Below are 14,229 nucleotides of genomic sequence, written 5' to 3'. Positions count from 1 at the left end.
TCACTCCGCTCACTCCACCGCCTCCGCCTTCAGCACGCCGCGCCGCACCTGATCGCGCTCGATGGATTCGAACAGTGCCTTGAAGTTCCCTTCGCCGAAGCCCTCGTCGCCCCGGCGCTCGATGAATTCGAAGAAGACCGGGCCTATCCGCGGTTCGGCGAATATCTGCAGCAGCAGGCGCGGCCGCCCCCCCGAGCCAACGCCCTCGGTCGTGCCGTCGAGCAGGATGCCGCGGGCCTTGAGTTCGTCCGCCGGCTGCCCGTGCCCCGGAAGGCGCTCGTCCAACATCTCGTAATATGTCTCCGGCGGCGCCGTCATGAACGGCACGCCGAGCGTCTTCAGGCGGTCCCAGGTCTTCAGGAGATCATCGGTGATCAGCGCGATGTGCTGGATGCCCTCGCCATTGAACTGGCGCAGGAATTCCTCGATCTGGCCTTTGCCGCCTTCGCCTTCCTCATTGAGCGGAATGCGGATCTTGCCGTCGGGCGCGGTCAGCGCCCTGGAGGTAAGGCCGGTATATTCGCCCTTGATGTCGAAATAGCGGATCTCGCGGAAGTTGAAGAGCTTTTCGTAGTAGTCCGCCCAGTAGGCCATGCGGCCACCATAGACGTTGTGCGTCAAGTGATCGATCAACTGGAGCCCCGCGCCGACGGGATGCCTGTCGGCGCCCGGCAGGTACTCGAAATCGATGTCGTAGATGGACAGCGCGCCGTCGCCCTCCCCATTTTCATCGGCCCGCTCGTAGCGGTCGATCAGGTAGATGATCGAATTGCCGATGCCGCGAATGCCGGGAAGGTGCAGTTCCATCGGCCCGGTGGCGACCTGCACCGGCTCGGCCGAGCGGGCGAGCAGTTCCGCATAGGCCTTGTGAGCGTCGCGCACGCGAAAGCCCATGCCGCAGGCCGAAGGCCCATGTTCGCGGCTGAAGAACCACGCCGGGCTGTGCGGCTCGTAATTGGTGATGAAATTGATCCCGCCCTGACGCCAGAGCTCCACGTCCTTCGAACGGTGACGCGCGATCCTGGCGAAGCCCATGGCCTCGAACACCGGCTCCAGCACGCCCTTCTCCGGCGCGGAGAACTCGACGAATTCAAAACCGTCGAGGCCGATAGGGTTGTCGAACAGGTCTGTCGCAGGATGCGTGGTCATGTAGCGGTCTCGCGTTTGGGATCGCAGGGAGTCTCGCCGGGCAGGCATTCGCCCGCCGGCAGCGCAGGCGCCTCGCGCCATTTTTCGTAGATCGGGCCGAAATCCAGATCCACGAGGCTGTCGATGAGCTGGGGCAGGCTTTCGAGCACGAAATAGGTCTTCTGAAACTCGTCGATCATGTACCCGGTGCGCATGATCCGGACGGGATCGAACGGCAGGCGCAGGACCCGCGGATCCTCGATCGCATAGACAGTCTCGCTGTGCGACGAGATGATCCCGGCGCCGAAGACCTTGAGCGCACCGTCCTCGCGCACCAGGCCGAACTCGATGGTGTACCAGTAGACGCGCGCCAGCATCGGCAGCGCGTCCATTGCCATCGCCCGCGCCCCGGCCTTGCCGTAGAGTTCCAGGAAATCGGCGATGGCGGGGTCGAGCAGCATCGGGACATGGCCGAAGAAGTCGTGGAACACGTCGGGCTCGACGAGGTAGTCGAGCTCATGCTCCTCGCGAATCCACCGGGTTACCGGAAAGCGGCGGTGCGCCAGGTGATCGAAGAACACTTCGTCCGGAATGAAGCCGGGCACCGCGACGAGTTTCCACCCGGTCGCGGAAGCGAGGATGGCGTTGGCATCCTCGAAGCGCGGAATCCCGTCGGCGCAATCGAGCCGCGCCAGCCCCTTGCGAAAGGAGCTGCAGGCATAGCGCCTGACCAGCGCGGATTGGCGCGCATGCAGCCGCCGCCAGCGCTCGTGCATTTCCGGCGTATAGGCACGCCAGTCCTGCCCGACGGTATAGTCGGCGCGAGCGCCCTCGTACTCTCCCCGAAGGCCGCTATGGCTGGTCAGCGTGCAAGGCTTCTTCATGCCGTGCATATTATCACGGCACGCGGTTTATTTTCGTGCGATTGCTATATCCATATCACATGATATTAGTGGAATCCACCAAGCACATCACCATTTCGAGGTAATTCGTGCATCTCGACGAATTCGACCGCAAGATCATCGGCGCCCTTCAGGAAGACGCGCGAATGCCCGTCGCGCAGGTTGCCGAACGCGCCGCGCTGTCGGCGACGCCCGTCAGCCGCCGGATCAAACGCCTGGAGGACGAAGGCGTCATCCTTGGCTACCAGCCGGTTCTCGACCCGCGCCGCCTTGGCTTCGAGCTTGACGCCTACGTCCTCATCAACCTCGACGGGCACAGCGACGACAACATTTCGCGCTTCGAACGGGCGATCCACGGCAATCCCTACGTCATCGCCTGCCATGCGGTGACCGGGGACATGGACTACCTCGTCCACGTCATCGCCCGCGACGTGGAGCACCTCTCGCAGATCACGCTCAAGACTCTCGTGCGCATTCCCGGCGTACGCGATGTGAAGTCGATCATCGTGCTGGAAACGATCAAGGAAACCCGCGCGATGCCGCTGGAATAGGCGCGCGCTACCTACCGAGCAGGTTGCGCGCCTGGCTCGCGATCTGCGCGAGCATGGCCGGGGTGATCGGCACGGTCTTCTCCGCCCGCGCCACCGTCGCGCGGAATGCGGCGATCGAAGCGGTGTGGTGACGCCCCCACTCCTCCGCCGCCGCGATCGGGTCGGCCTTGCCTGCCTTGTCCCGTGCCAGCGAGCGCAGGAATTCGAGACGCATCTGCTGGAAATCGCGGGCCAGCCCCGCAACAAGCAGACGCTCCCACGGGTCGGACGGGCTCATCATGGCCGCGCTGGACTGTGCCCAGTCCAGCCCCAGCCCCGCGCCGATCCGGGTGAACGCGCCGACCAGACGCCGCGGGTCAATGCCGGTTTCGGCTGCAAGATCGGCGATCCCGACCGCGCCATCGAGGTCAACCAGATGCGTGACCATCGCGGCTTCCGCGTCCGGCGCCCCGAGAGCGAGCAGGCTGCGGCGCAGATCCTGCGAATAGGCTCTGGTGCGCTCGCCGAGAAGGGCATCGGTGTCGATCGCGAGCGCCGCGACATGCTTGCCGATGCGCTCCGCCAGCTCGGATGGCGGCACCTGCCCCGCACCTGCGCGCAAGAGGTCCGCCATGTGACCGCGCACCGCGATCGCGGTACGATCGAACAGCGCAAGGCGCGCGCCTTCGGACATCGGCGCGTTCTCCAGCCGCTCCCACAGCGTATCGAGATCGAACAGGCACGCCGCCAGCGCGAAGGCCGCCGCGACTTGCGCAAGGCCCACGCCTTCCTCTTCGGCCAGTTCGAAGGGATGGACGATCCCCAGCCGGTTGACGATGCGATTGGCCAGCTTTGTCGCGACGATCTCACCCGCGAGGCGGTGGCCGGCGATGAATTGCCCGAACTTCTCCTGCATCGGCTCCGGGAAAGCCTCGCGCAGCATACCGCCAAGCGTGGGATCGGCGGGAAGATAGCTCTTCTCGATTGCATCCTGCAGCATCAGCTTGCCGCTGGAGAGGAGCACGGCAAGTTCCGGCCGCGTCAGTCCCCGCCCGTCCTGCACGCGGCGGTTCAGCACCTCGTTGTCGCCGAGGCCTTCGGTGCGCCGGTCAAGATTGCCGCTTTCTTCCATCATCTCGATCAGGCGGATATGCGAAGGCATCGCCGCTGCCCCGCCGCGCTCCGCGATCGACAGCGCCAGAGCCTGGAGCCGGTTGTCCTCCAGCACGAGTTCGGCGACATCGTCGGTCATCTCGCGCAGAAGTTCGACGCGGCGTTTCTCGGCCAGCTTGCCGGCACGGCGGGCGGCGGCGAAAGCGATCTTGATGTTGACCTCGTTGTCCGAGCAGTCGACGCCCGCCGAATTGTCGATGAAATCCGTGTTGATACGCCCGCCCCTGAGGGCGAACTCGATACGCCCGGCCTGGGTAACACCCAGATTCGCCCCCTCGCCGATCACCTTGGCGCGCAGTTCACTGGCACTGACGCGCAGCGCATCGTTGGCGGGATCGCCGACCGCGACGTTGTTCTCTCCCGCCGCTTTCACGTAAGTGCCGATGCCGCCGAACCACAGCAAGTCCGCCGGACTGGACAAGATCGCCGAGATCAGGGCGTCCGGATCGAGCGCCTCTGCCTCGACCCCCAGCGCGCCGCGCATTTCGCTCGTCAGCGGGATCGACTTGAGCTTGCGGGGAAACACGCCCCCACCCTTGGAAATCAGCGCCTTGTCGTAGTCGTCCCAGCTCGAATGCGACAGTTCGAACAGACGCTTGCGCTCTGCCCAGCTCAGCGCCGGGTCAGGATCGGGGTCGATGAAGATATGGCGGTGATCGAAAGCGGCAATGAGCCTGATCGCCCGCGAAAGCAGCATGCCGTTGCCGAAGACGTCGCCCGACATGTCTCCGCAGCCCACCACGCGCACCGGCTCGCTCTGGACGTCGACGCCCATTTCGAGGAAGTGGCGCTGTACCGAAAGCCATGCACCGCGCGCGGTGATGCCCATGGCCTTGTGGTCGTAGCCGTTCGAGCCGCCGCTGGCGAAAGCATCGTCGAGCCAGAAATCGTGGTACGCGGCAATGCCGTTGGCGATATCCGAGAACTTTGCCGTGCCCTTGTCGGCGGCAACGACAAAATAGGGGTCGTCGCCATCGAGGATCACGATATCCTCGGGATGCACCACCTTGTCCGCCACGATATTGTCCGTGATCGAGAGCAGCGTCGCGATGAAGACCTCGTAGCAGGCCTGCCCCTCGGCGGCCCAGCCGGCGCGGTCGAGCGCGGGATCGGGCAGTTGCTTGGGATAGAATCCGCCCTTGGCGCCCGTCGGCACGATCACGGCATTCTTGACGCGCTGCGCCTTCATCAGGCCCAGAATCTCGGTGCGGTAGTCATCGCGCCGGTCGGACCAGCGCAGTCCGCCGCGCGCTACGGGGCCAGCCCGCAAATGGATGCCCTCGACGCGCCGCGAATAGACAAAGATCTCGCGCCAGGGCAGCGGCCTCGGTAGGCCGGGGACCAGCGTGGAATCGAACTTGAAGGCCAGCGCGAGCTGTCCGGCCGAAGCAAAGGCATTGGTCCGCAGCATCGCCAGCACAAGATCGCGATAGGCGCGCAGCAGGCGGTCGTCGTTGATCGCGGTAACCTCCAACAGGCCGGCGCGGATCGCCTCTTCCGCGTCCTGTCGTGCCTCGTCCCGGTCACCGCCGAAAGCCGGATCGTGGACCGCGCGGAACAGATCCACGATCGCCAGCGTCACTTTCGGCGCGCACTGCAGAGCGTCGACGGCGGTAGCGATGCCGAAGTGCGTGCCGCCCTGCCGCAAATAGCGATACAAGGCCCGCAGCCAGTTCGCCTCGCGCTTGGAGAGGCCCAACCCCGGCACGAGCCTGTTGAACGCGTCGTTCTCGCCCTCATTGTTGAGCACGCCGCACAGCGCGTCCTCGATCGTCGGCGCCAGGCCCAGCACTTCACCGACGTCGCGGCCGACGGGCAGCGCCAGCGTGAAATCGTGGATAGTCCCGATCCGGCCGTTCTCGAGCGAGGTCGGCACTTCGGCAAGCACCCGGAAGCCGAAGTTCTCGAGCGCCGGAACCGCATCCGACAGCGGCAGGCTGCCCTCGGCCTGGTAAATCTTCAGCCGCAGACGATCGGCGTCGTCGCCGGCGTGCCGATAGAGCCGTGCATCGCGCAGGCCGTGGCGGTGCTCGCCCTCTACCGCCTCGCCTACGACGACCTTGCGCATGTGCAAAATGTCGATGGCCGCTTCCACCGGGCCATCTTCGCTGCGGTAGGACATCGGGAAAGCGTCGGCATAGCGGCCGGCAATGGCTGCGGCGCGTGCCGGATCCATCGACTGCGCCAGCGCCGCCTCGACCGCCTCGGTCCAACCGCGCAGCATGACCTGCAATTGCTGGTCGAGCGCGTCTTCATCCAGCGCATAGCCCCCCTCGCGGATGTCCAGCGTGTAGCGCAGCATCGCAAGGTTGCCGGCCTCGACCTGCAGACTCCAGTCGAGCGTGGGCGCTTCGGCGGCCTCCTCGATCATGGCCTGGATGCGGCGGCGCATCTGCGTCGAAAGCATGTCGCGGGGCAGCCAGACGAAGACGAAGAGATGGCGCGAAAGCGGCGCACCGGTGACCAGCAGGCGCGGGCGCGGCCGGTCGACGAGACCCGTCATCGTCGTCGCCAGCCGCTCTACGTCGTGCTCTCCCAGCCCCATGAGGAGATCGTGCGGCAACGTGGTCAGCGCGTGGGCGAGAGCCTTGCCCGTGTGCCCGTTGGGATCGAATCCGAGCTTGCCGGCCAGTTCGCGAAGCTGCAGGCGCAGGCGCGGAACACGTTCGGGCGGCGCCGCCAGCGCCGCGCTCGTCCAGATGCCGGCATGGACTGAAAGCGCCGTGACCTTGCCCTCGTTGACGACGGGCACGAGGAACAGGTCCATCGGCACGCGGCGATGCACGCTGGCCATGCGATTGGCCTTGATCACCATCGGCGCGCGCACGTCGCCGGCGGCAACCTGCCGGTCGAACTCGGCGAAGGCGCTCTCGTAGCTCGCGGCGGAGAGAATGTCCCTGCTGCCCCGGCGGCATACGCCGAGCAATTGCCCGTGGCTGCCGTCGCGCCGGCGCGTGACATGGCCGAGCTGCGTCAGCATACCGTCCGCGAACCAGCGCAGCAGGTCGGCGCCTTCGGTATCCTCGACCCGCTCGGCGTCGGCCAGCATGGCCTCGACCATGCGCGGCCAGTCGGCCACGGCGCTGCGGACGTCGGCCAGTGTCGCTTCCAGCGAGCGCAACAGCGCGCGCCGCTGACGCGCATCGACGCGTGCCGTTTCGATGTAGATCATCGATTCGCGAATGGTTTCCCCTGCCCCCCCTTCGGGCAGGCCCTCGAGCTCTCCCCTGGCATTGCGGCGCACCGGCAGGACGGGGTGGGCGAGACGGTCGATCACCAGCCCGGCCTCGGCGATTGCCGCCGCCACCGAATCGACCAGGAACGGCATGTCATCGTTGATCAGCGCAATGCGCAGGAAGCGCCGCTCCTCGCTGGCGGAAGTCAGGTCGACGGCGGCTTCGCCGGGCTGACGCACCTCGGCGGCGGAGAGCAGCGTGCGCGCGGCCTCATCGATCCAGGCAGCATCCGAGGGACCGTCTCCGGGCAGCAGAGAGTCGCGAATGCGCTCCGCGATTGCTTCCTCGAGCCTCCCCGAATACCCGCGCGCGGCCGACTTCGCTCGCGTCTTGCCAGCTACGGACACTTCGCCTGCGCTCATGTTTCTCTCCGCAAAATCACCTGACACGGCCGCAACACGCTTCTCCCGGCGCGATGCGGCCGATCAGGGTATAGTAGAACCGGAATTACGTGCCGGCACCGGCCGTTCTCCGGAATTCCACCTCCTCGAACGCCAAGGCATTTAAAAGGTATTCAACCGGCATTTCATCCCACAAGCGGTAATATAACGATGCGTTCATGCCTCAGGTTGCGTACCTGACGATGCAAGTCCCTGCCGCTTTCGTTCGTAATGAAATTTCCGTATCAGGCAACATCCAATCTCATGGCAGCAATGTCGGCCGCGCCTGAGCGGAAACAACGTTCCGCGCGTGGCAAACGACAAGAGCGCCGAGGCAGCCCAGCGCCATCGCGGGGGCAATGTGTCGCCGGCGGCGGCCGCTCCGCTTGACTTGAACTCGCCCGCCAACTCAGTTGGTCTGCGGAGAGAGAGCCATGACGCAGACAGATGCTGCCGCCTTCACGAAGATCGCCTCGGGCATCTACCTGGAAGGCCTCGCGGTTGATCACGAACGCGACGTGATCTGGTACAGCGACGTGATGGCGGGCGGCATCCACGGCGTGAAGCCGGATGGCACGAAAGTCGCCTCGTTCAACGAACAGCGTATGTGGACCGGGGGCGCGCTGATGAACGCGGACGGACGCGTCCTGTCGACTGGCCAGGGCGGGATCATGTGGAACGATCCGGACAGCGGTAGGTCCGGTTGGCTGCTTCGCGAAATTGACGGCAAGCCGGCCAACGGCGTCAATGAGATGGTGCCCGACGGAACCGGCGGCATATTCTTCGGCACTCTCGACATCGAGAGCGTGATCGGCGGCGAGCAGGCCCGGCCGACCGCAATCTACCGCCTCACGACCGCAGGCCACGCGGTCAGGCTCGCCGAAGACATCGGCTTCACCAACGGCCTCATGTTCGATCCCGCGCGCCGGCGCTTCTATTGCAACGACACCTTTCGCGGGACCTGGGCTTTCGACGTCGGCGACGACCTGAGCCTGAACAACCGCAGGCTCTTCCTTGAAAAGGAGGATGCCGACGGCATGATCCTCGATGCCGAGGGCAATGTATGGATCACCGGCTTTCGCTCCGGTTTCCTGACGCGCCTTTCGCCCGAAGGCAAGGAACTGGAACGCTTCGAAACGCCGGCGGGATCGATTACCCAGGCGCGTTTCGCCGGCGCGAACATGCGCGACATCTATATCAACACAGTCCCTTCCGACGCCGGTGACACGCTCAAGGAAGGCGGCGGACTGACGGGCAGGAATTCCTTTCTTTTCCGGGGCCGCTCCGACGTGCCCGGCATGAAGATCCCGCCGGCGCGGTTCGACCTGACCTAGCGCGATAGGGCGCCACGCGCCTGCGCCCCCATCCACCCTGAAAGAAGGTACGCAAATGCCCCAGAATACCTCCAGCACGCCGACAGTCGCGATCGTGACCGGAGCCAGCCGGGGGGCCGGCCGGGGCATAGCCATTGCGCTCGGCAGCCACGGCGCCACGGTCTATGTTACCGGCCGCTCCGCGAAGGCAAGCGATCATCCGCTGCCGGGGACCATCTACGAGACGGCCGATGCCGTGACCGCCGCGGGCGGCAAGGGGATCGCGGCGCGCTGCGACCATGCCGACGACGAGCAGGTCAAGGCGCTGTTCGAGCAAGTCGTGGCTGAGCACGGCCGACTGGACATCCTCGTCAACAATGCCGCAGCGGTCCACGACGAACTGAGCGCGCCGGGCAACTTCTGGGAAAAGCCGCTGAAACTTGCGGACATGATCGATGTCGGCGTTCGCAGCAGCTATGTCGCAAGCTGGCTGGCCGCTCCGATCATGGTCCGGCAGAACCACGGGCTGATCGCGTTCACCTCTGCCTCGGGCGCGGCGCATTATTCGATGGGGCCGGCCTATGGCGCGCACAAGGCCGGCATCGACAAGATGGCGTTCGACATGGATGTCGATTTCAGGAACGCCGGGGCCGATGTCGCCTCGGTGTCGATCTGGATGGGCGCGCTGGCTACCGACCGGCTCAAGGCGATCATTGCCGCCGACGAGGAAAAGTACGGCCACCTGCGCGGGCAGATCGAAACGCCCGAATTCACCGGCCACGTCATCTGGGCACTCTACAAGGATGCGGGCCTCACCGCCCTGAGCGGGCAGACGCTGATCGGCGCCGAGCTTGCCGTCAAATATGGCATCAGGGATGAAGGCGGGCGGCAACCGCCCTCCTGCCGCGAAACGCACAAGGTGGCACCGCACGTACCCTACCCCGTCGTCATCCGGTGATCCCGACAGGCACTGCCCATACCAGGCGTTCAGCGTCTACCGCCGCGACGTCAACCCGCGAGGAAACCGGCTCCATCGCGCAAGAGGTCGGCGACATGTGCTTCGACTTCGGAGGTGAAGCGCGGCGTGGGGATGCCCACGCTGAGCGCGCCCGGTTCTCGCCCGAGACGACCGGTACCACCAGCACAGCGTCGCTTCACCGACGGTGGATCCGCCAGTAACGTGAAGCCGGTAGCCTGCCGCTACCCCACCCTCGCCTCAAGCGACGGCTTTGCGGCGGGCACGACCCGCAGTGCCTCTTCCCCCGGTGCCGGGGGAGAGATCACCGGGCAGCAGGATCAGATAATCCTGGATTCTATGAGAACGCGTATGGCAGCGTTGATTCCGACGCCGCCCAGCTTGTTCAGCAGGTTCGCACGGTGAATTTCGACGGTGCGGTGGCTGATATGCAATTGCTCGGCAACCGCCCGGTTGGTCTGCCCATCGGCAAGGCCTTCCAGGACTTCCATCTCGCGCTTGGTCAGGCCCGCGATGGCTTTCTTCGCCTTCAGCGCACGGGCGCGGATATGCCCGATACGGTCGGTGGCGCCTCGCGCCTCCTCAACCGTCTTGCAGAATTTTTCCGCATCCGTCGGGGTATCGCTGTAGCCAACCGCGCCCTGGTTCACCGCGCGCACGATACGCGACGTTTCCGGCTGTTCGGAAAATGCTATGAATGGAAGCCATTTTTCCGACTTCAGCATCTGCTCGGTCAGTCTCGGGACGTTATCGGTATCATCCGAAACCAGAACCATGCCATCATTTGGCCAGCGCGCGGCAAGTTCCTCAACATCCTCAAAGGGGACAACATACATTCCCCGTTTCGACATTTCATAGCTTATTGCTGCTCTTCTTTTTTGATTGTCGTCAACCAGAAAAAGATGACAATTTTCTTGATACATTCGAAGCCGACCCCCGGTTATACTGCATGACCGTTTTACTCCGACCGGAGGCCACCCACCCCTTTGGCGCCTTTCCAGTCAGTACGGTCATGTAACAGTTGATTAACCTTAGGAATTACCCTTAGGCAACTACGTAGTTGACCCTATTTTGCAGTCCTGCCGAATTAAATTCTTGGCAGGACCGGGCCGGGACACGCTCCGTCTTCGCATTTTGGGTTCAGCGGGCGCTAGAAAAATCCAGAAACTCGGCCCCGTTCTCCAGCGCGAAAGCGACGAAAGCCAGGACAAGGCCAGTCCGGAAAGCGCGGAAGGCGAATGAGAGATAGCGGTATTTCTTGCGCCGGAGCACCGCGCCGTTCTGATAGATGTCGCGCAGCATCGCGCTCAACACCCGTCCGTCGGTTTCGGACCGGGACATCACGCGGTCGACGAAATCCTCCTGCTCCAGCTCGGTAAAAACGCCGAAGAACAGCAGGTTGTCGTACTCATCCCCGGACAGCTTCGGCGGAGTGGTCTTGGGCATGACCGCGGCCATCGCGAACATCGCGGAGACAAAGGCCGAGAGTACGAGGATCAGCAGCGCGAACGGACTCGTCCCGCTGCCGAAGGCCGTCACGGAAAGCGTGAAGACGAGGAACGTCACGCCCATCAGGATATTGGCCTTGTGGTCCGCCATCTGGCTGAGCGCGACGTGGTTCGCCATGGCGGTGCGCACCATGTGGACAGCGTGCGCGGAATACGTCCCGCCATCGTAGAGTTGGGCCGGCGACGCCTCGCCCGCATCCGACCCGGCTTCGGACGACTTCACCGTACCGGACATGGCTCCTCCAACCGCGTCACACGACGCCGAATGCCAGCATGGCGTCCGCCACTTTCTTGAATCCCGCGATGTTGGCGCCGCGCACATAGTCGACATAGCCGCCGCCGCGCTCGCCGTACGTCAGGCAGCGTGTGTGGATGCCGGACATGATGTCCTTGAGCATCTGCTGCAGCTCCCCTTCGGTCCACGAACGGCGGGAGGAATTCTGGCTCATTTCCAGGCCCGATACGGCAACCCCGCCCGCGTTCGCCGCCTTGCCCGGCGCGAACATGATCCGCGCGTCCTTGAAAACGTGCACCGCTTCGAGGTTGCAGGGCATGTTCGCGCCCTCCGACAGGGCAATGCAGCCATTGGCGACGAGCGCACGGGCGTCCTCGCCATCGAGTTCGTTCTGCGTGGCACAAGGCAGCGCCACGTCGCATGAGACATTCCAAGGCGTCTTGCCTTCGTGAAACGTCGAGCCCTTGAACTCATCGGCATATTCGCTGATGCGCCCCCGGCGGTGGGTCTTGTGTTGCTTGACCCATTCGATCTTCTCAAGCGTGAGACCGTCCGGGTCGTGGATGAAGCCACCCGAATCCGAGAGCGTGACCGGCTTGCCGCCAAGGTGCACGATCTTCTCTGCGGCATGGGTTGCGACGTTGCCCGAGCCGGAAATCACCGCCGTCTTGCCTTGAAGGTCGTGCCCGCGGTTCGCCAGCATCTCGGCCATGAAATAGACCGCGCCATAACCGGTCGCCTCGGGCCGGATCAGCGAACCGCCGTATTCGAGGCCCTTGCCCGTCAGCACGCCCGTAAAATGGTTGGTGATGCGCTTGTACTGGCCGAACATATAGCCGATCTCGCGCGCGCCGACGCCGATGTCCCCCGCCGGCACGTCCACGTCCGCGCCGATGTGGCGATAGAGTTCGGTCATGAAGGACTGGCAGAAGCGCATGATCTCACGCACCGACTTGCCCTTGGGATTGAAGTTGGCGCCCCCCTTGCCGCCGCCCATGGGCAGGCCCGTCAGCGCGTTCTTGAAGGTCTGCTCGAAAGCCAGAAACTTGAGCACGCTCTCGCTGACGTTCGGATGAAAGCGCAGCCCGCCCTTGTAAGGGCCGATGGCATTGTTGTTCTGCACCCGCCAGCCGCGCTGGACGCGGATGCAGCCACTGTCATCCTCCCAGCACACGCGAAAGGAAACCACCCGGTCCGGCTCGGCAATGCGGCGCAGGATCTGCTGCTCGTGGTATTCTTCCTTGTCGGCGATGAAGTCGAAGATGTCCTCGGCGACTTCCTGGACTGCCTGCACGAACTCGGGCTGGTGAGGATTGCGGCGCTTCACGCCCTCCATGAAGCCGGCAAAATCGACATGGTCCACAATTGCCATATCCGCTCCCCCCTTTTCTGGTTCTGTACTGGCGCGAAGCTCCCGGCGTCAGTACTGAACACACTAGGGGCGCGCATCAAGCACGTACAGACTGAAAGTGGAGCGATCCCGGGCGCATCACACCCGACCGACAGAAGCCCGCGGGAGGGTTAGGACCGATAAAAGCGCGGGGCGCCGCGAGCCGTTGCTCGTCGGCGCACGAACGGCCTGTCGCCTTGCCCTATTCCGAAGCGGGCTTGTCCCCGGCCGCCTTGGCGCGCGTCGTCCGCTTGCGTCGGGGCTTGGCGAGCGCTTCGGCCTCCGCCTGGTTGTTGTCCTGGGTGATTTTCTCGACCGCCTTTTCGGGCGTGACGAAGACATCCTCACCCTTGGCCTTGCGACCGATCGAATACTTGTAGATCGCGTAGGCGCCCGCGGCACCCGCACCGCCCACGGCCCACTTCAGCAGCTTCATCGATAATCCCCTTAGTCGTCAGGGCAGACCCTGCCGGTCGGCATATGCGATCCGCCTCGGCCCGCGCGGCCGATCCGGAAGATGCCCGGAAAAGTCCACCGTCAAACGCCCGTCCTAGTCAAAGCTCACACGATTGCAACGCTCTGGCGATGCATTTTTGCCGGTACGCGGAATTTCGGACCCGGCCGCGTCCTAAAGCCGGACCGACCTGTTAACTTTTCAGCACGGCCAGTCCAACCGCGGTACACGTACCCTGGGTCGACTCGCTCTTTACCTTCACATGAGTAATGATCGGGCAGCGAACATGCGCCGATTCAAAGGACAAGGATCGCAGTGAAAGGACCTCTCTTCCTCGCCTCGGGCTTGCTGGCCTTGGCTGTCATTGCAGGCGTCCTCGTGCTCGCGACCTCACCGCAGACGGCCCGGAACGGTGCGCCGGCCACCAGCGAAGTGGCGGTGAACGACGTGGCGGTGAACGACAAGGCACCGGCGATGGAAACGGCTGCCGAACCGGCACCGGCACCCGCGCCGACCCCGGACAAGGCCGATGAACCTTTCATCATCAAGCGTATCCTGCCGATCGACGGGCCGATCAAGTACGGCGAGTGGCACTGGAACGACGAGAATGTGCCCGATGGCCCGATCGTCGTCACCGTCGATCTGGACGCTCGCGTGCTGTCGGTGTTCCGGAACGGATACGAAATCGGCGCCACCGCCGTTCTGCTGGGGACCGAGGAAAAGCCGACGCCGCTGGGCGTGTTCCCGATCACGCAGAAAAAACGCGACCATGTCTCGAACATCTACACAGGCGCACCGATGCCCTACATGCAGCGGCTGACCGACGACGGCATTACCCTGCACGGCTCCAAGGTCGAACTCGGCTACGCCAGCCACGGCTGCATCGGCATGCCCGAACCCTTCGCTGCCCGGCTGTTCAAAACCACCAGCCTCGGCGACAAGGTCTACATCACGCGCGGCAAGCAGATCGGCATGGGAGACAAGCTTACCGGCACCTGACTCCG

11 protein-coding genes are annotated in these 14,229 nt (G+C 64.3%); 4 read left to right on the top strand and 7 right to left on the bottom strand.

From position 1 onward, the window contains the following. Positions 1 to 9: 9 nt before the first annotated feature. Both hppD and phhA read right to left on the bottom strand, forming a co-directional pair. The gene (hppD, locus tag IEX32_RS13010; RefSeq protein ID WP_188771973.1) at positions 10 to 1,149 is read right to left on the bottom strand and encodes a 4-hydroxyphenylpyruvate dioxygenase; all 1,140 of its coding nucleotides are present in this window, start codon (positions 1,147 to 1,149) and stop codon (positions 10 to 12) included. Beyond that, complete coding sequence (gene phhA, locus IEX32_RS13005; RefSeq protein WP_188771972.1) at positions 1,146 to 2,012, bottom strand: phenylalanine 4-monooxygenase; 867 nt, start codon at positions 2,010 to 2,012, stop codon at positions 1,146 to 1,148. The genes hppD and phhA overlap by 4 nt, the downstream gene beginning before the upstream one ends. 107 nt (positions 2,013 to 2,119) lie before the next feature. On the opposite strand from phhA, the gene IEX32_RS13000 reads away from it, so the two are divergent. Continuing rightward, positions 2,120 to 2,581 (top strand): Lrp/AsnC family transcriptional regulator, encoded by a 462-nt coding sequence (locus IEX32_RS13000; RefSeq protein ID WP_188771971.1) that lies wholly within the window; start codon positions 2,120 to 2,122, stop codon positions 2,579 to 2,581. Between the two features lie 7 nt (positions 2,582 to 2,588). Here the strand turns inward: IEX32_RS13000 and IEX32_RS12995 are convergent, their stop codons facing one another. Then, positions 2,589 to 7,331, bottom strand: coding sequence for an NAD-glutamate dehydrogenase domain-containing protein (locus IEX32_RS12995; protein ID WP_188771970.1), 4,743 nt, complete (start codon positions 7,329 to 7,331; stop codon positions 2,589 to 2,591). A gap of 452 nt (positions 7,332 to 7,783) precedes the next feature. On the opposite strand from IEX32_RS12995, the gene IEX32_RS12990 reads away from it, so the two are divergent. Continuing rightward, positions 7,784 to 8,683, top strand: coding sequence for an SMP-30/gluconolactonase/LRE family protein (locus IEX32_RS12990; protein WP_188771969.1), 900 nt, complete (start codon positions 7,784 to 7,786; stop codon positions 8,681 to 8,683). Positions 8,684 to 8,738: 55 nt separating this feature from the next. After that, a complete protein-coding gene (locus IEX32_RS12985) occupies positions 8,739 to 9,620 on the top strand; it encodes an SDR family NAD(P)-dependent oxidoreductase (RefSeq protein ID WP_188771968.1) in 882 nt (293 codons plus the stop codon). 338 nt (positions 9,621 to 9,958) lie between these two features. Here the strand turns inward: IEX32_RS12985 and IEX32_RS12980 are convergent, their stop codons facing one another. The 4 genes from IEX32_RS12980 to IEX32_RS12965 form a co-directional block, all read right to left on the bottom strand. After that, positions 9,959 to 10,561 (bottom strand): response regulator transcription factor, encoded by a 603-nt coding sequence (locus tag IEX32_RS12980; protein WP_188771967.1) that lies wholly within the window; start codon positions 10,559 to 10,561, stop codon positions 9,959 to 9,961. 217 nt (positions 10,562 to 10,778) lie between these two features. Further along, the gene (locus IEX32_RS12975) at positions 10,779 to 11,381 is read right to left on the bottom strand and encodes a Pycsar system effector family protein (protein ID WP_188771966.1); all 603 of its coding nucleotides are present in this window, start codon (positions 11,379 to 11,381) and stop codon (positions 10,779 to 10,781) included. Positions 11,382 to 11,397: 16 nt separating this feature from the next. Further along, the gene (gdhA, locus tag IEX32_RS12970; protein WP_188771965.1) at positions 11,398 to 12,753 is read right to left on the bottom strand and encodes an NADP-specific glutamate dehydrogenase; all 1,356 of its coding nucleotides are present in this window, start codon (positions 12,751 to 12,753) and stop codon (positions 11,398 to 11,400) included. Between the two features lie 220 nt (positions 12,754 to 12,973). After that, complete coding sequence (locus IEX32_RS12965; protein WP_188771964.1) at positions 12,974 to 13,207, bottom strand: hypothetical protein; 234 nt, start codon at positions 13,205 to 13,207, stop codon at positions 12,974 to 12,976. Positions 13,208 to 13,657: 450 nt separating this feature from the next. Here IEX32_RS12965 and IEX32_RS12960 point away from each other — a divergent pair, with 450 nt between their 5' ends. Beyond that, positions 13,658 to 14,224: a L,D-transpeptidase family protein gene (locus IEX32_RS12960; RefSeq protein WP_373285448.1), complete on the top strand. Its 567-nt coding sequence runs from the start codon at positions 13,658 to 13,660 to the stop codon at positions 14,222 to 14,224. Positions 14,225 to 14,229 lie beyond the last annotated feature (5 nt).

Source organism: Novosphingobium endophyticum, from assembly GCF_014640675.1.
Lineage (GTDB): Bacteria > Pseudomonadota > Alphaproteobacteria > Sphingomonadales > Sphingomonadaceae > Novosphingobium > Novosphingobium endophyticum.
The sequence above is the reverse complement of the archived record's forward strand: the minus strand, read 5'-3'. Positions and strand labels throughout refer to the sequence as shown.